We start from the raw sequence: 21,497 nt of genomic DNA on the forward strand, positions 1-21,497 counted from the left end.
GGGCTCAGTGGCCGATCTCGGCACGGGCCTTGCGCGGGAGCAGGAAGGAGACGAGGCCGGTCAGCACGAGCAGCCCGATCTCGACACCGATGACCACCTGGAGGGCGTCGGTGAAGCTCCAGGCGTCCTTCAGCAGGTTGAACAGGATCGTCAGCAGGACCGCGGCGCCCAGGGCGCTGCCGAGTTGCTGGACCGCGGTGAGTGTGCCCGAGGCGGAGCCCGACTCGTGCTCGTCGACCCCGGCCAGGATGATGTCGAAGAAGGGCGCCATGGTGATGCCCATGCCGATGCCGACGAGGGCCAGGGCGGGGGCGAGCTGCCAGGGGCTGACGTCGAGGCCCGCCAGGTGCACGGTGAGGCCGAGGGTGACGGCGCCGAGGGCGGAGACGACGGTGCCGATCTGCAGGAGCGTACGGCCCAGCCGGGCCTGCAGCGACATGGCGATGCCGAAGCCGGCGAGGGAGCCGATGGCCTGCGGCAGTCCGGTGAGGCCGGCCTTGAAGGCGCTGTAGCCGAGGCCTTCCTGCATGTAGAGCATGAAGACGAGGCTGAGGCCGATCATGCCGGTGAAGAAGGCGAGCCCGGCGACCAGGCCGCCGGTGAAGGCGCGCTTGCGGAACAGGCTGGGGGTGATGAGCGGGTCGCTCTTCTTGCGTGAGACGTACCGGCCGAAGATCCAGAAGACGAGCGCGGAGGCGGCCAGGGAGATCCAGGTCCAGGCGGGCCAGCCGTGCTCGCGGCCCTGGATGAGCGGGAAGATCAGCAGGAAGGCGGCGGCGGAGACCAGGAGCATGCCGAGGACGTCCAGTCTGGAGGCGTCGTCGGAGCGGTGCTCGGGCAGGTACTTGATCGCCGCGACGACGGCCGCGAGGCCCAGAGGCAGGTTGATCAGGAAGATCATGCGCCAGCCGAGGCCGAACACGTCGGCGGTGACGAGCCAGCCGGCCAGGATGGGGCCGCCGACGCTGGAGATCATCATGACCGGGCCGAAGGCGCCGAAGGCCTTGCCGACCTCGTCCGGCGGGAACATCGCCTTGATCATGCCCAGGCCCTGCGGCAACATCGCGGCGCCGAACAGGCCCTGCGTGACGCGGGCGGCGACGAGCATCTCGGGGCTCACGGCGATGCCGCACAGCAGCGAGCCGATCGTGAAGCCGGCGGCGCCGATGACGAACATGCGCTTGCGGCCGTACAGGTCGCCGAGGCGGCCACCGGTGATCAGGCCGACGGCCATGGCCAGCGTGTATCCGGCGACCAGCCACTGCAGCATGCCCTCGTTGCCGCCCAGGTCCTTCTGGATGGCAGGGCCGGCGATCTGGGTGATCAGCGCGTCGAGGAGGTCCATGACCTCACCGGCGAGGATCACGAAGAGGGCGACCCAGCGCCAGCGGTAGGCGGGTGGGGAGGAGGTGTGGAGAAGAGTCACGGGGGGCTCCTTGTGGAACGTTGTTCTTTAGGCGAACGGTGTTCGTTGCGAACACTGTTTTATTAGCGAACAGTGTTCGTGTCAAGTACAGTGTTCGTCATGGAGACGCCCACCCCGCCCTGGCGCACCACCCGCAAGCCCAGGCGCCGCCAGCTCACCCAGGACGCGATCGTGGGCGCGGGTCTGCGCATCGTCGTCGAGGAAGGCCTCGACCAGGTGAGCATGCGAGCCGTCGCCCAGGCGCTCGATACCGGGCCCGCCTCGCTCTACGCCCACGTGGCCAACAAGGACGAGCTGTTGGAGCTGATGCTGGAGCGGGTCATGGGTGAGATCGAGCTGCCCGAGCTCGACGCCTCACGCTGGCAGGAGCAGATCAGGCAGGTGATGCGGGAGTCGCGGCGGGTGATGACGAAATATTCCGACATCGCCAAGGTGGCGCTCATCAACATCCCGACCGGGCCCAACGGGCTGCGCATCGGGGAGTTCATGTTCCGGTTGCTGCTGGAGGCCGGGTTCTCACCGCGTGACGCCTCGCTCGGGCTGGACCGGTTCTCCCTCTACGTCGCCGGGGACGCCTATGAGGGCGCGCTGCACGGCTCGCGGGTGCGAGCCGGGAACCTGAGCCCGGAGGAGTACTTCGAGCAGTTCTTCGGCATGATCCAGGCCTACTACCGCCAGCTCTCGCCCGAGCAGTACCCCGCCATGGCGGCGCACGTCGACACGCTCATGGCCGACGGCGACGACGAGCGGTTCGAGTTCGGCATCGATCTGCTCATCGCCGGAATGGAGGCCCGCCTCAGGTCCTAGGACCACGGCCCGATGTGCCCGCCGGTGCCCGTGCGTAGGTTCGTGCGCATGACAGCAGTGATGGAAGCACCGGTTGAGGCCCACGACAGCGTGATTGGCCGGAAGTATCGGGCGGTGAGCGTCGCGCTCGTCGCCCTTGTCACCCTGGTCGCCTTCGAGGCCATGGCGGTCGCCGCCGCCATGCCGAAGATCGGCGAGGATCTGGGCGGCATGCACCTGTACAACCTCGCCTTCAGCGGCGCCCTGGCCGCCGGGGTGATCGCCACCGTGCTCGGCGGCCGATGGAGCGACACGCTCGGCCCGCTGGCCCCCATGTGGACCGGCCTGGCCGCCTTCGTCGCCGGATTGCTGATCGCGGGCACCGCGCCCACGATGGAGTTGTTCGTCGCGGGCCGTTTCGTGCAGGGCTTCGGCGGAGGCCTGTTCAACGTCGCCATCTACGTTCTGGTCGCCCGGGTCTACCCGGGCGTGCTGCATCCCAAGGTGTTCTCCCTGTTCTCCACCGCCTGGGTGGTGCCCTCCCTGGTCGGCCCGGCCATCGCCGGAGTGGTCGCCTCCGAGCTCGACTGGCGTTACATCTTCCTCGGCGTCCCGGTGCTTGCCGCGCCGGCGGCGCTGGCCCTGTGGCGCGGCACCGCCGACCCCGCCCTGCGCGGCGGCATGGCCGAGCCCTCACCCGGCCTCGGCCGCCAGCTCGTGTGGGCCGTCGTGACCGCCGTCGCCGCCGCGGTCATCCAGTACGGCGCGGCGACCCACCTGATCGTGCTGCTCGGCGGACTGGTCCTGCTCGCCGTCGCGCTGCCCCGCCTGCTGCCGCCCGGCACGCTGCGCGCCGCCCGCGGCCTGCCCACCGCGGTCATCCTGCGCGGCCTGGCAGCCGGATCCATGTTCGCCGCCGAGGTCCTCGTCCCGCTGATGCTGCGCGACCAGCGCGGCATGAGCCTGGCGGGAGCCGGCGTCGTGCTCACCGTCGGCGCGCTCGGCTGGGCCGCCGGCTCCTGGATCAAGGGCAAGGGCTGGATCAGCCACGCCATGGCGCTGCGCGGCGGCATCGCGATGATCGGCGCCGGCATCGCCCTCATGTCGCTCGTCCTGATCTCCCAGGTCCCGATCGCCCTGGCCTACCTCGCCTGGATCGTCACCGGCCTCGGCATCGGAGCCCTGTACCCGACCGTCTCCATCCTCGTCCTGGAGCTGTCGAAGCCCGGCGAGGAAGGCAAGAACAGCGGAGCGCTCGGCGTCGGCGAATCGGTCTTCGTCGTGGTCGCCGTCGCCCTCACCGGAGCGCTGTTCACCGCCACCAGCGGCCTCTACATCGTCGGCTACGCCCTCGCCTTCGCGATGACCGTCGTGGGCTTCCTCGTCGCGCCACGCTTTACCCTGGACAGGAGCCAGTGACATAGGGGGATGCATGCCGCGAGTCCGGGAGCTTGAGCTGCTCCGTGTCGTCCTGCCATACGGCAGGCGGGTGGAGAGCCTGCTCGTCAAGCTCACCGAGCACGGGGGGATGACCGGCTGGGGCGAGCTGGTCGACGCGCCCGACGAACCGATCGACGACGCCAAGGCCCTGCTCGACGCGGACTGGGAACACCCCGACTCCGCGCCGGGCGGGCATCCGGCGATCGACATGGCCTGCTGGGACCTGTGGACCCGGATGCGCGGCGTCCCTCTGGCCCACGCCCTCGGCGGCAGCCGCACCTCGCTCACCGCCACCGTCCGCCTCGGGCTCAACCCCACGCCCGAACACCTGGTCACCCAGGTCAACCAGCAGGTCTGCGGCGGCTACACGCACGTGACCCTCGACATCCGCCCCGGCTGGGACATCGAACCCGTCCGAGCCGTACGGCAGGCGTTCCCCGCCCTCACCCTCGCCGTCGACTGCCACTCCAGCTACACCACCGACGAGCAACTGGTCGCCCTCGACTCCTACGGCATCGAGGTCATCGAGCGGCCCTTCCCCCTGGAGGACGTCGGCTCCCACGCCGCCCTCCAGGACCAGGTCGCCGCCAAGGTCGCGGTCGAGGGGCCGCTCCTGGAGGACTACCTCACCCTGCGCGCCGCCCGCGCCCTCATCCTGCGCCCGGCCGCCTACCCCACCCTCAGCGACGCCAGGCGCGCCCACGACAGGGCGGCGGCCAACGGCTGGGACATCGTCTGCGCGGGAGGCCGCGGCACCGGCCTGGCCCGCGCCGCCGCCGTCGCCATCGCCAGCCTGCCGGGCTGCACGCTGCCGTGCGACGTGACGCAGCCGCCCAGGCAGGCGCAGATCGTCGACCCGGCGGTGGGGGCCGCGGGCGGGGTGGTGGCGGTGCCGTTCACGCAGCCGGGGCTGGGGCATGACATCGACGAGGTGAAGGCTCGGAAGCTGGCTCGGGAGGCTTTCCGGGTTTGATCTGTTTGTGCCATGGTGTGCCGCGTGTCGCGATGGCAGATGTTGAAGATCATTTTGCGGGTCAAGCCGAGCGTGTTGTTGCCGGGCTGGATGGTCCGCTCGACGGGGCTGATGGTGATCGTCCCGGTGGGTGCCGCCGGCCTGTTGGTCGTCGGGCCGCTGAGGTGGATGCTGATGGGCCTGATGGGCCTGGCCGCGCTCGCCCTGCTCTGGAACGCGGGGCGGGCGGGGTATCGGTGGCGGAACCCGGTGCTGATCCCCGCGGAGCACCCTGAGCTGGCCGCCCTCGTCTCGGAGGCCGCCGGGCTGGCCGGAGTTGCCGTGGTGCGGGAGATGAGGCTGTCCGGCGTGGCCGTCATGAGCGCGCGGAAGGGCCGGGTCATCCTCGGGATGCCGCTGCTGATCGGGCTGTCGCGAGACGATCTCCGCACGCTGCTGACCATGGAGTTCGTGTACAGGCGGAGCGGCTGGCTCGACGCGTGCCTGACACACGCGTGGCTCACGACGACGGACGAGCAGGCCGCCCATGCCGTACAGCGGCTGCGGCGCGGACACTGGGAGGCGGCGGGCAAGATCGTCGGCGGTGACAGGCTGGGAGTCGCCCTGCGCCGGCGATGGCAGGTCGAGGCGGCGTTCCTGTGGTGCATGGCGCGATTCGTCTACCAAGGCACCTATCCGGCCGATCTGTTCAAGCTCTTCCGGTGGAAGGTCGAGCACGACCGGCTGCTGGACCGCGTCGAGCCGCCGCCTCCATCACCGGCCGCTCGCGGGTTGGCACGTGAGCTCGGCTGGCCGGACGGCCCGATCACAAGCACCCCGGGCCCGACGGTGTTCTTCCGGCTGGCGGAGAAGGTCGAGGACCGGCTGTGCCGGGCCGCCGCGCATTGGGCGCAGGACGAGGACCTCAAGGGCGCGCCGCCTTCCCACGCCTTCCGCGTCGACGACGGGCCGGTCGATTCGAGCGGGATAGCCGCGCTGGTGACCCAGGCGGCCACCGAGCTGATCGGCGCCGAGGCGACCCCTCAGGACGTGGTCGACCTCGTCGCGGCCGGACGCGGTGGCGAGCTCGACTGGCGCTACGGCCACATGTCCTGCCCCCACCCCACACCCGGCGTCTGCGCCCTGGTCCCCCTCCTGGAGCAGTCCCTCCGCAAACGCGGCTACACCTCACCCCATCCCTACAAGCTCCGCGAGCTCGTCGGCCCCGCGGGCGACACCATCGACCTCCACGAGCTGGCCGCCAAGATCGAGAACGGCCTGCCGTACGAGCTCTAGATCCCCCCACACCCCTCCGTGAGGTCGGTGGCGGGGTTGGTCCGGCTAGGCGTGGGTGACGGCGTGGCGGTCCTGCTGCTCGACATCGACGCCGATGGCGACGGCGAGGGCGACGGGCTGCCCATGGCGGCGACCGGGCGCGGGGTGGCCGACTCCTTGAGGGCCTTCGCCGCGATCGTCCGGATCTTCTCCCAGTCGGCCGAGTACGTCTTGATCAACGGCGGCACGAACTGCACGCTGCGCACCTTCGCCCCCTTGACCTTCAGCGCTAGCGGCACCAGGTGTTCCAGCCAGGCGCGGGGGATGTCGGTCCTGATGAGCTGCTTGGTCGCCTTGGCGACGGCGGTGAAGCGGGACAGGACGGTGGCGGGGTCGGCCTGGCCGAGCAGGGCGCCGATGACGCAGCGCTGGCGGCGCATGCGGGTGTAGTCGTCGCTGTTGGTGCGCGAGCGGGCGTACCACATGGCGTCGGCGCCCTTGAGCCTGCGCGTGCCCGCCTTGACGAGGCCTTCGTTGTAGCGGCCGAACACCACGTCGGTCTCGACGGTGAGGGTGACGCCGCCGATGGCGTCGATGAGGCGGGCGAAGCCCCACATGTTGGCCAGGACGTACCAGTCGATGTCGACGCCGAGGATGTGGCCGATCGTCTCCTTGAGCACCTGCGGGCCCATGTTCTTGCGCCCGCCGAAGATCTCGGGGTGGGCGTCGGAGTACTCCCACACGCTGTTGAGCAGGTCGTCGGTGGCGCGGCTCGCGCCGGGCAGCTGGAAGCCCTGGGGGAAGCGCTCGGCCATGGGGGTGCCGGGCTTGAAGGGCACGAACTCGAGGTTGCGCGGCAGGCTGAACAGCACCGTGTTGCCGGTCTTCACGTCGATGCTGGCCAGGTGCATGCTGTCGGTGCGCACGCCGGAGCGGTGGTCGTCGGCGTCGCCGCCGAGGACGAGGATGTTGACGCGGGTGCGTCCCGCCCACGGGTCCTCGCGCTTTACGGGAGCGGCTTCCCGGCCGCTGGAGGAGGCGGGGCCGGTGAAGATGTCGTTCAGCGTGTCGTTGCCCACCCACAGCGACTGGGCGGTCAGCCCGAAGGGGGCGATGACGAGGACGGCCATCAGCCCGGCGACGGTGCCGACGAGGATCTGGCCGTTCTGGGGCAGCTTGCTGGGCTTCAGGACGATGAAGGAGTGCACGACGAGCGCGAACCAGGCCAGGCCGAGGACGGCGGCGCCCACCGTGACGGTGATGAGCAGCGAGCTGCTGGCGGCGATGCTTCCGGCGAGGTCGACGCCCTGGAACAGGGCGAGCGCCAGCAGGGCGAGGATGCCGGCGAAGTAGATGGAGAGCAGGGTGAGCCCGGTCTTGCGCCATCCCGCCCGCAGGTGCGCGGCTCCGGGCGCGACGATCGAGAGCAGTGTCCACCCCAGAACTGCCCCAGAGGTCATCATCACGCCTTTCCTGCTGCCCCGTACGTTTTACCGTAGGCCCGTTTTCCGTCCAGGAGCATACGGAAATACCCTCAAATGTGAGCTAAGGGGAGAGTTAACATCCGGCGAACGCCGGTCCCCAGTATTGAAGCGCCTCCCCTCCATCATGCGCCCAGCTTCCGTGGAATACCGTGTGTCCCATGTACGAGATCACCGTTTTGCGCATGCCCGCGGATTTCGAGGGTGAGGTCGTCGCCACTCTCATCTCCCGGCGGACCGGGTCGCGGCGGGCGGTTCTGTACATCCACGGCTTCACCGACTACTTCTTCCAAGACCACCTGGCCGAGCACTATCTCGCCCAAGGTATCGACTTCTACGCGCTCGACCTGCGCAAATACGGCCGGTCGCTGCTGCCGCACCAGACCCGCGGCCTGATCAAGAGCATCACCGACTACTTCCCGGAGATCGACGAGGCGGTCCGGATCATCCGCCAGGACCACGACGAGCTGACCGTCAACGCCCACTCCACCGGCGGCCTGACCGCCGCGCTCTGGGCCGACCGGGTCCGCGGCAGGGGACTCGTCGACGGACTGGTGCTCAACAGCCCCTTCTTCGACCTCAACGTGCCCACGCCGCTGCGGCTGGCCGCCGATGTCCTCAGGGGCCCGTTGTCGTACTCCGCCAGGGCCCTGCCCCTCGGCGTCAGCATGGCGTACGGCTACAGCCTGCACCGCGACCACGGCGGCGAGTGGGACTACGACCTGGAGATGAAGCCCCACGGCGGTTTCGCCGTCCACGCGATGTGGCTGGCGGCGATCCGCCGGGCGCAGCGGCGGCTGCACGGCGGCCTGGCGGTCGACGTCCCCGTCCTGGTGCTCAGCTCCTCGACGGGGCTGCGGGTGCGCGACTTCGTGCCCGAGGCGCGCAGCGCCGACATCGTGCTCGACCCGCGCCAGATCGCCCGCTGGGCGCCCTGCCTCGGCCCGCACGTGACGTGCGTGCGCGTCCAGGACGGCGTGCACGACCTGGTCCTGTCGGCCGAGCCGGTGCGCAAGCAGGTCTTCGCCGAGATCGACCGCTGGATGGCGGCCTACGTCTCCTACCAGGGGAACGAGAACAGCCCGTAGTAGGCGGCCGCGACCAGCAGCAGGCCGGTGCCGCCCAGCACGCCCGCGATCGCGACGTGCTGGCCGCGCGTGGGCCGCATGCCGTCACGCAGCGCCGACACGACCGTCGCGACCGCGGTGACCTCCTGCAGGAGCATCAGTACGGCGAGCACGCGCACGATCAGCCACCCCGACAGCACCGCGGGCCAGGCGCCCGCCTGGTTGACCGAGAACATCACCAGCAGCGTGATGAACGCGATGACCGAGGCGAGCAGCCCCAGCCCGGTCCAGGCCATGCGGCGCAGCCTGCGCCGGATCGGCGCCCACAACTCCGCGTTGTGCGCCGCGGGCGTCAGGGGGCGGCCGCGCAGCCGTACGACAAGTTCCGCGAACGGTCCCGCCACGTAGCCGACGGCGGCCAGGCAGATCGTCAGCCCCAGCATGGTGCCCCCGGCGTACCAGGGCGCGGCGGGCACGTCGCTGGCCTGGAAACGCTGCGTGGGGGTCGCGCCGGCGATCGGCAGCGCGGGCTTGGCGGCGCCGGGCAGGGCCTTGATCCAGTTGGCGAGCGTCTCCAGGTAGCCGGGGGCGAACGGGCCCCCGGCGATGCGCATGGCGTGGTCGGCCTGGTCGAGGAAGCGGATGGTGAACTTGTCGTTGCCCGTCTCGGTGAGGGCCTTGGTGAGCGCCTGGGTGCTCTCGACGAAGGGGATCGACGGGTCCGTCGTGCCGTACAGGGCCAGGACCGGCTGACGCATCTGCCGCAGCGCCGGCATCGCGTCGTGGCGCAGGAAGTCGAAGCCGAAGTTGCCCATCGCCCTGGTCAGCAGATCGCGCACGCCCGCGGGCGCGCGCAGGCGCAGCAGCTGCTCGTTGAGCGCCCAGGCGACCTGGCGCAGCGGCGAGACGTTGGGCGAGGAGATCAGGACCACGAAACCCACGGCGGGGTCGGCGGCGGCGATCGGCGCCACCCAGCCGCCCTCGCTGACGGCCCAGATCCCGGCCAGGTTCGGGTCGACGTCGGGGCGGCTGCGCAGATACTTGATCATGCGCAGGGCGTCGTCGGCCAGGAGCGAGAAGTCGCGGTCGCGGAAGTTGTAGCCGACCGTGCGCTTGTCGAAGGCCAGCGTCACCACCCCGGCCGCGGCGAGGAACTCGGCCTGCGGCACGAACTCCTCCTGCGAGCCGTTGCCGGAGCCGGAGATGAAGACCATCGCCGGATGGCGTCCCGGCGTCGCGGGCGCGCGGACGGTCGCCTGGAGCTGCTGGCCGACGGCCGGTATCGTGATCTTCTCGGTGCGGTAGGGATCGGCCGCCACGACCGGCCTGCGTTCGTTCTCCGGCTGCTCGGGCAGAGCCTGGAAGGCCGCGTCCACCTGAAGGGGAGGCGGGTCGAAGGCAGGAGGCAAGGCGTAACCCAGGGTCGCCAGAGCCAGGAGTACCAGTCCGGCGGCCACGCCCAAGGTGCCACGACCGGCGCCCATCGGCCTCCCCATGTATGTCGTTTTGCCCGCTGATCTTCAAGGCTACTCCCGCGTGGCGTGTCGCTGGGACCACCTTTGTCAGTGATACCTGTTAGCTTCCTGGGACATGCGCGTGCTGCATACCTCCGACTGGCACCTCGGACGCTCCTTCCACCGGGAGAGCCTCCTCGAGGCGCAGGCCGCCTTCGTCGACCACCTGGTCGAGACGGTCAGAGCCGAGCGGGTCGAGGTGGTGGCGATCTCCGGAGACGTCTACGACCGGGCACTGCCGCCCGTCGACGCCGTCGCCCTGTGCAACGAGGCCCTGCGGCGCCTGGTCGCCGAGCGCGTGCGCGTCGTGGTCATCAGCGGCAACCACGACTCCGCCCGGCGCCTGGGCTTCGGCTCCGACCTGATCGACGCGGCCGGAGTGCACCTGCGCACCGACCCGTCACGCTCCTGGGAGCCGATCGAGATCGGCGGCGTGGCCTTCTACGGCATCCCCTACCTCGAACCCGAGCTGGTGCGCGGCCCCTGGGAGCTCGAGTCGCGCACCCACACCGCGGCCCTCGGCCACGCCATGGACAAGGTCAGGACCGACCTCGTACGGCACGGCGGACCGTCCGTCGTGCTCGCCCACGCCTTCGTCACCGGAGGCGAGGCCAGCGACAGCGAACGCGACATCAGCGTCGGCGGCGTCGCCCACGTGCCGCTGCAGGCCTTCGACGGCGTCTCCTACGTGGCGCTGGGCCACCTGCACGGGCGGCAGCGGATGTCGCCGACCGTGCGCTACTCCGGCTCGCCCCTGGCCTACTCCTTCTCGGAGGCCGGCCAGGTCAAGGGCTGCTGGCTGGTCGAACTCGGCTCCTCGGGCCTCGCCTCGGCCGACTTCGTCGCCGCGCCCGTGCCCCGCCCGGTCGGCCGGCTGCGCGGCATGCTCGACGACCTGCTCACCTCGTCCCGCTATTCCGACCACGAAAGCCACTGGCTGCAGGTGACCCTCACCGACCCGGTCCGCCCCAAGGCGGCGATGGACCGCCTGCGCGCCCGCTTCCCGCACACCCTCGCGCTCTCCTTCGACCCGGTCGGGGCCACCCCGGCCGTCCCGCTGCCCCGCCTCGCTGGGCGGCCGGAGAGCGAGGTCGCCCTCGATTTCGTGCGAGAGGTGCGCGGCGAAGCCGCCTCGCCCGACGAGGAGGCGCTGCTGCGTGCGGCCATCGAGGCTTCCCGGCTCAAGGAGGCAAACTCCTAGTGCGGCCCCACCTGCTCACCCTGACCGCCTTCGGCTCCTTCCCCGGCACCGAGCGGGTCGACTTCGACGCCCTGGCGGAAGCCGGGCTCTTCCTCGTCCACGGACCCACCGGGGCGGGCAAGACGACCATCCTCGACGCCCTGTGCTACGCCCTCTACGGGCAGGTGCCCGGCCAGCGCAACAGCGCCCGCTCGCTGCGCTGCGACCACGCGCCCGCCGACGTCGGCCCCTCCGTCGTGCTCGACGTGACCATCAGGGGGCGCCGCCTGCGCATCGAGCGCTCGCCCGCCTGGCTGCGCCCCAAGCTGCGGGGGAGCGGGTTCACGGAGGAGAAGGCCAAGGTCATCGTCTCGGAGCGGGCGGGGGAGACCTCGTGGAACGGGCTCACCACCCGGGCCGACGAGGCCGGCGACCTGGTCGGCGGGCTGCTGGGGATGAACTGCGACCAGTTCTGCCAGGTCGCCATGCTGCCGCAGGGCGACTTCGCGCGCTTCCTGCGCGCCGACGGCGACGAGCGGCGGCGGCTGCTGGAGCGGCTGTTCACGGTCAAGGTGTTCACGCAGGCGGAGGCGTGGCTCGCGGAGCAGCGCAAGCTCACCTGGCGCGGGCAGCAGGAGCTGCGGCAGCAGGTCGACTTCGCGGTGCACCGGATCGAGGAGGCAGCAGGCGAGGCCCTCCTCACGGCGGCGTCGTCGGGGTTGGCATCGTCGTCGGGGTTGGCATCGTCGCCGTCCGCCGGGTCGCCGTCTGCCGGGTCGCCGTCCGCCGGGTCGCCGTCTGCCGCTTCTGCCGTCTCCGGTCCAGCACCCGCCGGCCCCCGCGCCTCCACCGGTACGGCAGGCGCGCCCGGTGACGAGCTGCCCTGGTCCCAAGCCGTCCACGCCGAGGCCGAAGCCGCCGCCACCCGGGCGACCGAGGCCGCCACCGCCGCCGAGGGTGCCCTGCGCGCCGCGCGGCTCACCTTCGACCAGGCCACCACCCTCGCCGACCGCCAGCGCAGGCACGCCGAGGCGCTCACCCTGCGCCACACCCTCGACGAGCGCGCGGACGAGCGCGCCGACCTGGTGGCCATCCTCGACGACGCGGCCAGAGCCGACCGGGTGCTCCCCCTGATCGCCGGCGCCCGCCAGCGCGCGGAGGCGGTACGCAAGACCCGCACCCTCGCCGCCGACGCCGTCGCCAGAGCACGCCAGCTCCTGCCCCGCCACCCCGACGACCACGCCCACCACGCACCGCGGCACGACGCCCAGCGCCCGGCTCAGCACGCCGCCGAGCACGCCGCCGAGCACGCCGCCGAGCACGCCACCGGGCACGCCACCGGGCAGGTCCAGCACGCCCACCACGCCGCCGAGCATCTCGCCGAGCAGCTGGCCCAGCTCGAGCGTGACCGGCAGCGCGAGATGGCCAGGCTCTCCGAACTCCTCACCGAGGAAGCCAGGCTCCTCGTCGTCCGCCGCGACCTGAGCCGCACAGAAGCCGAGCTCGCCGAGCTCACCACCGCCGACGAGACCATCACCACCCGCCTGGCCGCCCTCCCGCAACGCCTGCGCGAGGTCGAGAGCGCCCTCGCCGAGGCCAGGCTCGACGCCGCCCGCATCCCCGCCGCCGAAGCCGTCGTCGCCGCCGCCCGCGACCTCATCGCCGTCGAGCGAGACCTGCTCAACCTGGCCACCGAACTGGAGACTCTGGCCGAGCGTGAGGCCGAGGTGTCCGCGCTCGACGCCGAACTGCCCGATCGCATGGCCGCCGTCACCGCCCGCCTGGGCGAGGTCCGGGCCCAGGCCGCCGCCGTACCCTCCGCCCGTGCCGCGGCGGAGTCGGCGGCCTCCGCTCTGGAATCGGCCAGGCGCAGAGAGATCCTGACCGCCGAGCTGGAGTCGGCGTCCGGCGCGTTGCAGGAGCTGGTCGACCGCGCCCAGGAGTCGCGCGAACGATGGCTCGACATCCGCCAGGCCCGCGTGGAGGGCATGGCGGCCGAGCTGGCCCGTGACCTGGCCGAGGGCGACCCGTGCGCGGTGTGCGGCTCGGAGGACCACCCGAGCCCTGCCGCCCCCGCCCCCAGCGCGCCGTCGGCCGACGACGAGCACGCGGCCGAGGCGGCCCACGAGGAGGCGCACGCCGAACGCGAGGCCGCCGAGGTGGCGGTGGCCGCCCTGCGCTCGCGCCTGGCCGAGGCGGCGGGTGACCTCGACCCGGAGGAGGCCGAGCAGGCGCTCATCCTGGCGCGGGAGGAGCTCGACCGGCTGGAGTCTGTGGCCGACCAGGAGCCGTCGCTGCTCGGGGAGCTGGATCGGGTGGAGGCCGAGCGGGAGCGGGTGCGCGAGCAGGCCCGCGCCGTCGGCGAGGCCCTGGCCGCCCACCGCACGCACCGCACCCAGCTCCACGCCGAACGCTCCCGCCTCCTCACCCGCCTGACCACGCCACCCCCTCACGCCGCTCAACCGCCGCACGACCCGTCATCCGCCAACGCGCCACACGACACGGCGCCCGCGGAGCCGCTTCAGACCGATGGGCCGCTTCCGGCCGCGCCGCTGTCTCAGACCGGTGTGCCGCCCGAGGCCGGGGAGTCGCCCAAGGCCGCGGAGGCCGCCGTGCCTTCTCCCCTGGCCCACGTGGGTGAGACGCCACGCGCGGCGGGCAGGAGCGAGCCGCCCTTCCCCGAAGCCGAAGGGCGCCGGTTGCTCGGCGTCGCCGAGGAGGACCTCGCGCGCCTGCGCCACTCGGCCGCGCGCCTCGACGGGCTGGCCGCCGAGGCCGAGCGGTTGCGCACCCAGCAGCTCCACCTCGACGACGACTCCAAGCGCGTCACCGCCCGCCTGGCCGCCTGCCGTACTCGCCGGGAAGAGCTGAGCGCCGACGCCGGACGTCTGACGGCCCGCCTGGACGCGGCGAGGGGCGATGACCCGACCCTGGCCGCGCGCCTGTCCAGGCTGGGCGACGAGGCCGAGCTGCTCCGCGAGGCGCTCGACGCGACCCAGGACGCGAGCACGGCCGTGGCCGAGCATCTCAAGGCCGTCGAGGAGGCCGAGACCGCGGCCAAGGAGGCGGGCTTCGACAGCGCGGCCGATGCCCAGGACGCCGCGCGTACGCCGGCCGAGCGGGAGGCGAGGGCTGAGCGGCTGCGCGAGCTCGACGCGCAGCACGCCGCCGTCACCAGCACCCTGGCCGACCCCCAGTTGGTGGCGGCCGCCGCGCAGCCGGTGCCCGACCTGCGGGCGCTGCACGCCGAGCTGGAGGAGCGCGAGCGCCACCACACCGCCTGCGTCTCGGCGCGCGACCGTGCGGTGAGCCGGGAGCGCCGCCTGGCGACCCTGCACGACGAGCTGGCCGCCTGCCTGGCGGCGTGGGCGCCGGCGGCCGAGCGCCATCGGCTGGCCGAGCGGCTGGCCGCGCTGGCCAGCGGCACCTCGGGCGACAACCAGTGGAGCATGAGCCTGTCGTCGTTCGTGCTGGGCGAGCGGTTGCGGCAGGTGGTCGAGGCGGCCAACGAGCGGCTCGACCACATGTCGGGCAGCCGCTACCAGCTTCAGCACGACCTGCGGAAGACGGCTGGGGCGCGCGGCCGGGCGGGTGGCGGCCTGGGGCTGCGGGTCGCCGACGGCTGGACGGGCGTCGACCGCGACCCTGCGACGTTGTCGGGCGGCGAGAGCTTCATCACCTCCCTGGCCTTGGCGCTGGGCCTTGCAGACGTGGTGGCCGCCGAGTCGGGCGGCGCCGAGATCGGCACCCTGTTCGTCGACGAGGGGTTCGGCACGCTCGACGAAGACACGCTCGACGGGGTGCTCGACATCCTCGACGGCCTGCGTGACGGCGGCCGGGCGGTGGGAATCGTCAGCCATGTGGCCGAGCTGCGCACCCGCGTCCCGGCCCAGCTGAGGGTCTCCAAGACGCGCACGGGCTCGACCGTGTCGGTGACGGTTCCAGGCTGAACTCAGGGTGGTCGGATCACTGCGTAGGGTAATGATGGAGCATGATCCAAGCCCCCGCCGCTGTCCGTCCCAGCACCGCCAGGATCGCGATCGCCAGCCTGACCGGCACGGCGATCGAGTTCTACGACTTCTTCATCTACGGCACCGCCGCCGCCCTGGTCTTCAACGAGGCCTTCTTCCCCCAGCTCGACCCGCTGGCCGGCACGCTCGCGGCGTTCTCGACGTTCGCGGTGGCCTTCGTCGCCCGCCCTCTCGGCTCGGCGATCTTCGGCCATTGGGGCGACCGGGTCGGCCGCACCTCCGTGCTGGTCGTCTCGCTGCTGGTGATGGGCCTGTCGACGGTGGCGATCGGCCTGCTGCCCGACTACGCGGCGATCGGGGTGGCCGCGCCGGCGCTGCTGGTGGCGCTGAGGTTCCTGCAGGGCATCGGCCTGGGCGGTGAGTGGGGCGGGGCGGTGCTGCTGGCCACCGAGCACGCGCCGCCCGGCGAGCGGGGCCGGTACGCGATCTTCCCGCAGCTCGGCCCGGCGGTGGGCTTCGTCGGCGCGACCGTGGCGTTCATGCTGGCGGGCACCGAGCACTGGCGGGTGCCGTTCGTGGCGAGCCTGCTGCTGGTGGTCGTCGGCCTCTACATCCGGGTGCGGATCGCCGAGACGCCGGTCTTCCGCGAGGCCGTCGAGCAGGGTCGCATCGCGCGGGTGCCGGTGGCCGCGCTGCTGCGTGCGCAGGGCGGGCGGGTGCTGCTCGGCGCGGGCGCCATGGTGATCGGCTACACGCTGTTCTACACCTCCACGACGTACGGCCTGGCCTACGGCACCAGGACGCTGGGCATCGAGCGCGACACCATGCTGCTGATCTCGTTGGTCGCCGTGGTGTTCATGGCCGCGGGCATCGTCGTGTCCGCCCTGATCTCCGACAGGGTCGGGCGTCGCCGTACTCTCATCGCCGGTTCGCTGGCCGCGGTGGTGTGGGGCCCGGTGATGTTCCCGCTGATGGACACCGGGGCGACGGCGGCCGTCGCGATGGCGATGGCGGGCGCGCTGTTCGTCATGGGCCTGGTGTACGGGCCGATGGGCGCCTACCTGCCCGAGCTGTTCCTCACGGAGTACCGCTACAGCGGGGCCTCGCTCGCCTACAGCCTCGGCGGTGTCGTCGGCGGGGCGGTGCCGCCGCTGGTGGCCACCCAGATGCAGGCGAGCGGCCTCGGCTCGCTCGCGATCGGCGGCTACGTGTCGGCGATGGCGGTGTTGAGCCTGGTCAGCGTGCTGATCCTGCCGGAGACGAGAAAAACGCGCCTGTGATGTCACAAAGGTGAGGGCTGCCCCGTCTTCCTGGCATGAAGAACATTTTGATCGTCGGTGGCGGATACGTCGGCATGTACACGGCTCTCGGACTGCGCCGGCTGGTGCGCAGGGGCGAGGCGACGGTCACGGTGATCGACCCCCGTGGCTACATGACCTACCAGCCCTTCCTCGCGGAGGCGGCGGGCGGCGCGATCGAACCGCGCCACGTCGCCGCCCCGCTGGAGCGGGTGCTCAAGCACGCCAGGGTGCTGACCGGCCGGGTGACCCGCGTCGACCACTTCACCCGCAGCGTGGAGTTCCAGCCCGCGCAGGGCCCGGCCCGGGTGGTCGGCTACGACATCCTGGTGATGGCGGCCGGCTCGGTCAGCCGCCCGATGCCGATCCCCGGCCTGGCCGAGCACGCGGTGGCCTTCAAGACGCTGGGCGAGGCGGTGCACCTGCGCAACCACGTGCTCGAGCAGATCGCGCTGGCCGCCTCGACCGACGACCCGGCCGTGCGCGAGGAAGCGCTCACGTTCGTCGTGGTCGGCGGCGGGTTCGCCGGGGTGGAGGCGCTCGCCGAGCTGCAGGCCATGGCCGACGACGCGGTGCGCCGCCACCCGGAGCTGAAGCCGCGCTGGCTGCTCGTCGAGGCGACCGGCAGGATCCTGCCCGAGCTCGACGGCACGCTCGGCGAGTGGACCGTCGAGGCGCTGACCAGGCGCGGCGTCGACGTGCACCTCAACACCACGCTCACCTCGGCGCAGGACGGCCTGGTCGCCCTGGCCGACGGCACCCGCCTGCAGGCCGGGACCCTGGTGTGGGCGGCCGGCGTCAAGCCCAACCCGCTCGCCCAGGCCAGCGACCTGCCCCTCGACCACGCGGGGCGCATCAAGGCCACGGAGTACCTGACCGTCGAGGGCGTGCCCGACGCCTTCACCGCCGGCGACGGAGCCGCCGTGCCCGATCTGACCAAGGAACCCGGCCAGTTCACCGCGCCCAACGCCCAGCATGCCGTACGGCAGGCCAAGCACCTGGCCAAGAACCTCGCCGCCTACGTCAGGGGCAGGGGGCTCAAGCCGTACCGGCACGCCTACCTCGGCTCGGTCGCCGGGCTCGGCCACCACCAGGGCGTCGCCCAGGTCTACGGCATCAAGCTCACCGGCTTCCTCGGCTGGCTGGCGCACCGCGCCTACCACCTCGGCTGGGTGCCCACCTTCAGCCACAAGGCCAAGGTGCTGGGCAACTGGACCCTGGCGATGCTCTTCCGCCGCGAGGCCGTCCACCTGACCGGCATCGAGCACGCGGGCGACGACTTCAGAGCTGCCCTGGAAACAGCAGCGCCAGCTCCCGCGGGTAGGCCGCGATGAGGCGCAGCTCGTCGTCGGTGAGGGGCCGGCCGGTCATCGCGTTGCACAGCTGCACCAGCTGGAAGGCGAGCTCCTCGTCGACGACCTCGACGCCGAGCCCTTCCATGACGTGCCGGAAGCCGGCCTTTCCGCCGTACTCGCCGGTCAGCACCACCCGCCCCTCCCTGCCGTGCCAGTCGGCGGGGAAGGGCCCGAGCGCCGCCTCGTCGAACAGCTCGTAGTTTCCGTGATCCTTCAGTGCCCCGTCGGCGTGGATGCCCGACTCGTGGGCGAAGGCGTTGCGCCCCACCCCGACCTGGTTGTACGGCAGCGGCTGGCCGAAGGCGTAACTCGCCCACAACGCGAACCTGCGCGCCCACGACAGGTCGAGCGCGTCGCCGATCTCGGTCTTCTCCAGGCCGAAGCCGTGCCGGAAGGCCAGGATCGTCGAGAGCAGGTCGGCGTTGCCCGCCCGCTCGCCGATCCCGTTGACGCAGGTGTTGATCCACGCGTCCTGACCCGCCTCGAGATCGCCCAGCGCGCCCGCGACGGAGTTGGCCACGGCCATGCCCAGATCGTTGTGGCAGTGCGTCTCGATGGGCATGCCGGTGGCGCTCGCCAGCGCGGCGAAGCGCTCGCGGATGTGGCCGGGGCTCTCGCCGCCGATGGTGTCGCAGTAGCGCACCCGGTCGGCGCCCGCCTCCTTGGCGGCCAGCGCGAACTCCAGCAGGAAGCCCTCGTCGGTGCGTGAGCCGTCCTCGGCGTTGACGCCCACCGTCTCGGCGCCGCCGTCCTTGGCCGCGCGGACCGCCGCCGTCATCTCGCCGATGATCGCCCTGCGGTCGAGCCTGCCCCTGAACTTGTTCTGGATCATGTAGTCGGACGTCGAGATGGACAGGTTGTAGTGCTTCAGGCCCAGCGGAAGGGCCTTGTCGACATCCGCCCGCACCCCTCGGCACCATCCGGACAGCCGCAGACCACCCAGCGCGCCCGCCTCCGCCAGCGCCACCTGGGCGCGCACGTAGGGCTGCTCGTGGAACAGGAACGGAAAGCCGATCTCCGACTGGGCGACGCCGAGCCTGGCCAGGTAGACGTTGACCATGGTCTTGCCGAATTTGGACAGGCCCGTCCTGGCGGTCTGCACGCCGTCGCGGTTGGTGACGTCAAGGAAATGGATACGTGGCATGCCTTCCACGTTGACAGCACTTCTCAACGTGGATCAATGTTGATTATAATCAACCTATTATGGAGTGGATCGATGCCGCCGCGGCGGCGGAGCGGCTCGGGGTGAAGCAGGCGACCCTGTACGCCTACGTCAGCAGGGGCGTGCTCAGGCGGCGGCGCGGCGACGACGGCAAGCGCAGCCTCTTCGACCCCGCCGAGATCGAGGAACTGGCCAGGAAGGGACGGCCCCGTCGGCCGCCCAGCCCGTCGGAGCTGGTCATCGAGTCGTCGATCACGCTGCTGGGGGAGGACCGGCCCTACTATCGTGGGCGCGACGCTCTCGAGCTGGCCAGGGAGTGCACCTTCGAGGAGGTGGCCGGCTGGTTGTGGGCGGCGCCGGGCGTGTGGGAGAGCGTGCCGGAGGCGGTCGCCGCGGCGCGGCAGGCGGTGCCCGAGCAGCTGCTGCCCATCGAGCGGCTCCAGGTGATCACCACGGTGCTGGGGGCCACCGACTCGCTGCGCTTCCACCTCGACCCGGCCTCGGTCGCCGCCACCGGCCACCGCCTCATCGCCGGCCTCGTCGACGCCCTCCCCCCTGCGCACGCCGGCGCCACGTCCACCGCTTCCGTCGCCGAGCGGCTCTGGCGGGGCCTGGGCCCGAGCCCCGCCGACCCCGGCCTGCTGACCGCCCTCCAGGCGGCGCTCGTCCTGCTGGCCGATCACGAGCTGGCCGCCTCCACCCTCGCCGCCCGCGTGGCCGCCTCCGCCAGGGCCGACCCCTACGCCGTCGTGCTCACCGGCCTCGGCGTGCTCAGCGGCCCCCGGCACGGCGGCGCCTCCTACGCCGCCGAACGCCTGCTCGCCGAGGTCGGCCACCCCGGCCGCGCCGCCCGCGTGATCGCCGAAAGGGTACGGCGGGGCGAGCGCATCCCCGGCTTCGGCCACACCGTCTACAAGCACGGCGACGCCCGAGCGGGCGTGCTCATGGAGCTCATCGAGCAGGCGGCCCCCGGCCACGAGCGCCTGCAGTCGGCCCGTGCCGTCATGGACGAGCTGCGCCGCAGGCGCCTGCCCGCCCCCAACGTCGACTTCGCCCTGGCCACGCTGGTCACCGTCGGCGGCATGACCCCGGGATCCGGCGAAGCGATCTTCGCCGTCGCCAGGACCGCGGGCTGGCTCGCCCACGCCATGGAGGAGTACGCGGGCCGTACGCTCCTGAGACCGCGCGCCGTCTACACCGGCCGGCACCCGGGCGCGGATCAGTAACCGCGGGTACGGCGAGACGCCGGCCGGATGCGCCTGGCCAGGTCACGCCCGCGGAAGGCGCGCAGGATCTCCGCCCCCAGGATCACCCCCGCTCCCAGGGACAACGCGATCGACAGCGCCTCGATCAGGTGCAGCGTGCCGTTCGACAGCTCGCCCAGGCTCATCTCCAGCATGCCCCGGTACAACACGCTTCCCGGCAGCAGCGGGCCGATGGCCGGGATCACGAACACCATCGACGGCACGTTCACCCGCCGCGCGTAGGCGGTGCCGAGCACGCCGACCAGCGCCGACGAGATCGTCGTGGACACCAGGGACGGGAACCCGTGGTGGGACAGAAACACGAAACCCACCCAGATCAAGAGCCCGCCGAGCGCACCGCCCAGCAGATGGCGCGGCGGCACCAGCAACGCGACCGCGAACGTCAAGCTCACCCCGAGCGCCCCCGCCAGCTGCGGGAACGCCGCCGACAGCGGCGCCGTGGGCACGTTGTCGATCGTGATCGGCACGCCCAGCTTCACCGCCACCACAAGCGTCGTACTGATCCCCGAGATCACCGCCGCCACGATGAAGACGATCTCCGTCAGCCGCGCCGTCGCGGTCACGTACTCGCCCGCGATGCCGTCCTGCACGCACGCCACCAGCGGACGGCCCGGCAGCAGGGCGATCACCGCGCCGACCACGACCGCCGAGGCCTGCACGTTGACCTCCTGCCAGATCAGCAGGACCGCGACCAGAGCGCCCAGCGCGGCCGCGGTCGCCAGGCCGAAGAACTCGGCCACACCGCGGCGTGCCAGCCACGCGCTCACCCGGTCGCCCAGCACGGTGGCGACGAACGCCGCCATCGCCACCACCACGCCGCCGCCGATCAGCACCGCCGCCGAGGCGGAGATGAGCGCCAGGGAGACGGTGACCGCCCAGCCCGGGTAGACGGGCGCCCTGCGGGTGATCTCCCTGAGCCGCTCGTGGGTCTCGGCCAGCGTCAGCTGCCTGGAGGCGATCTCACCGACCAGGTCGTGGACCGCGATCAGGCGGTCGTAGTCGGGCTGGCGCCGCCTGACCCGGCGCTCCGCCGTCGTGGCCACCCGCCCGTCCTCCGGGACCTGCGACAGCGTGAGCGCCGACAGGTTGACATCGACCTCGACGTTGCGCAGGCCGTACGTCTCGGTGATGCGGCGCATCGCACCGCCCACCCGCTCCGTCGCCTCGCCGCTGCCCAGCAGCAGCTCGCCGACCTTCAGGGCCAGGGCCATCGCGCGATGCCCCTCGGCTTCCGAAGCGGCGTACACGCGTCCAGCCTCGCGGCAACACCCCGGTCGCTATGGGTGCAACGCGGGCGTTTGGCGAAGAATTGGAGCTTCGACCAA

The 21,497-nt window shown here is 71.9% G+C and carries 15 protein-coding genes; 10 read left to right on the forward strand and 5 right to left on the reverse strand.

Translation table 11 applies throughout. The annotated features are described in order from the left end of the window. Nucleotides 1-4: 4 nt before the first annotated feature. The gene (locus HNR30_RS30405; protein WP_312894741.1) at nucleotides 5-1,426 is read right to left on the reverse strand and encodes an MFS transporter; all 1,422 of its coding nucleotides are present in this window, start codon (nucleotides 1,424-1,426) and stop codon (nucleotides 5-7) included. A 99-nt stretch (nucleotides 1,427-1,525) separates the two neighbouring features. Between HNR30_RS30405 and HNR30_RS30410 the strand changes: the two genes are divergently transcribed. From HNR30_RS30410 to HNR30_RS30425, 4 genes are all read left to right on the forward strand, one after another. After that, a complete protein-coding gene (locus HNR30_RS30410; RefSeq protein ID WP_181613485.1) occupies nucleotides 1,526-2,233 on the forward strand; it encodes a TetR/AcrR family transcriptional regulator in 708 nt (235 codons plus the stop codon). A 114-nt stretch (nucleotides 2,234-2,347) separates the two neighbouring features. Beyond that, entirely contained in the window at nucleotides 2,348-3,631 is a 1,284-nt protein-coding gene (locus tag HNR30_RS30415) for an MFS transporter (RefSeq protein ID WP_312894742.1), read from the forward strand. A gap of 13 nt (nucleotides 3,632-3,644) precedes the next feature. Further along, nucleotides 3,645-4,625, forward strand: coding sequence for an enolase C-terminal domain-like protein (locus HNR30_RS30420; RefSeq protein ID WP_181613486.1), 981 nt, complete (start codon nucleotides 3,645-3,647; stop codon nucleotides 4,623-4,625). Between the two features lie 24 nt (nucleotides 4,626-4,649). Then, nucleotides 4,650-5,900 carry a hypothetical protein gene (locus HNR30_RS30425; RefSeq protein WP_181613487.1) on the forward strand — a complete coding sequence of 417 codons (1,251 nt, stop codon included), beginning with the start codon at nucleotides 4,650-4,652 and terminating at the stop codon, nucleotides 5,898-5,900. Here HNR30_RS30425 and HNR30_RS30430 read toward each other — a convergent pair. Then, nucleotides 5,897-7,339 (reverse strand): LCP family protein, encoded by a 1,443-nt coding sequence (locus tag HNR30_RS30430; protein WP_181613488.1) that lies wholly within the window; start codon nucleotides 7,337-7,339, stop codon nucleotides 5,897-5,899. The two genes, HNR30_RS30425 and HNR30_RS30430, sit on opposite strands and share 4 nt — an antisense overlap. Nucleotides 7,340-7,521: 182 nt before the next feature. Between HNR30_RS30430 and HNR30_RS30435 the strand changes: the two genes are divergently transcribed. After that, nucleotides 7,522-8,448, forward strand: a complete 927-nt coding sequence (locus HNR30_RS30435) for an alpha/beta hydrolase (RefSeq protein WP_181613489.1) — start codon at nucleotides 7,522-7,524, stop codon at nucleotides 8,446-8,448. Here the strand turns inward: HNR30_RS30435 and HNR30_RS30440 are convergent. Beyond that, entirely contained in the window at nucleotides 8,421-9,911 is a 1,491-nt protein-coding gene (locus tag HNR30_RS30440) for an alpha/beta hydrolase family protein (protein ID WP_181613490.1), read from the reverse strand. The genes HNR30_RS30435 and HNR30_RS30440 overlap by 28 nt on opposite strands. A 106-nt stretch (nucleotides 9,912-10,017) precedes the next feature. Here HNR30_RS30440 and HNR30_RS30445 point away from each other — a divergent pair, with 106 nt between their 5' ends. The 4 genes from HNR30_RS30445 to HNR30_RS30460 are packed head-to-tail and all read left to right on the forward strand — an operon-like array spanning nucleotide 10,018 to nucleotide 17,724. Then, complete coding sequence (locus tag HNR30_RS30445; RefSeq protein ID WP_181613491.1) at nucleotides 10,018-11,142, forward strand: exonuclease SbcCD subunit D; 1,125 nt, start codon at nucleotides 10,018-10,020, stop codon at nucleotides 11,140-11,142. Then, nucleotides 11,142-15,071, forward strand: a complete 3,930-nt coding sequence (locus HNR30_RS49515; RefSeq protein ID WP_181613492.1) for an AAA family ATPase — start codon at nucleotides 11,142-11,144, stop codon at nucleotides 15,069-15,071. The genes HNR30_RS30445 and HNR30_RS49515 overlap by 1 nt, the downstream gene beginning before the upstream one ends. Nucleotides 15,072-15,112: 41 nt before the next feature. Next, on the forward strand, nucleotides 15,113-16,372 hold the full coding sequence (locus HNR30_RS30455) for an MFS transporter (RefSeq protein ID WP_181613493.1): 1,260 nt from the start codon (nucleotides 15,113-15,115) through the stop codon (nucleotides 16,370-16,372). Between the two features lie 35 nt (nucleotides 16,373-16,407). Next, nucleotides 16,408-17,724 (forward strand): NAD(P)/FAD-dependent oxidoreductase, encoded by a 1,317-nt coding sequence (locus HNR30_RS30460; protein WP_181613494.1) that lies wholly within the window; start codon nucleotides 16,408-16,410, stop codon nucleotides 17,722-17,724. Here HNR30_RS30460 and HNR30_RS30465 read toward each other — a convergent pair. Beyond that, nucleotides 17,672-18,889 (reverse strand): hydroxymethylglutaryl-CoA lyase-like TIM-barrel protein, encoded by a 1,218-nt coding sequence (locus tag HNR30_RS30465; RefSeq protein ID WP_181613495.1) that lies wholly within the window; start codon nucleotides 18,887-18,889, stop codon nucleotides 17,672-17,674. The two genes, HNR30_RS30460 and HNR30_RS30465, sit on opposite strands and share 53 nt — an antisense overlap. Nucleotides 18,890-18,948: 59 nt before the next feature. On the opposite strand from HNR30_RS30465, the gene HNR30_RS30470 reads away from it, so the two are divergent. Continuing rightward, nucleotides 18,949-20,133 (forward strand): citrate/2-methylcitrate synthase, encoded by a 1,185-nt coding sequence (locus tag HNR30_RS30470; RefSeq protein WP_181613496.1) that lies wholly within the window; start codon nucleotides 18,949-18,951, stop codon nucleotides 20,131-20,133. On the opposite strand, the gene HNR30_RS30475 is transcribed toward HNR30_RS30470, so the two are convergent. Beyond that, nucleotides 20,127-21,419, reverse strand: coding sequence for a threonine/serine exporter family protein (locus HNR30_RS30475; protein WP_312894743.1), 1,293 nt, complete (start codon nucleotides 21,417-21,419; stop codon nucleotides 20,127-20,129). The genes HNR30_RS30470 and HNR30_RS30475 overlap by 7 nt on opposite strands. Nucleotides 21,420-21,497 lie beyond the last annotated feature (78 nt).

This window comes from Nonomuraea soli (assembly GCF_013761175.1).
Classification (GTDB): domain Bacteria; phylum Actinomycetota; class Actinomycetes; order Streptosporangiales; family Streptosporangiaceae; genus Nonomuraea; species Nonomuraea soli.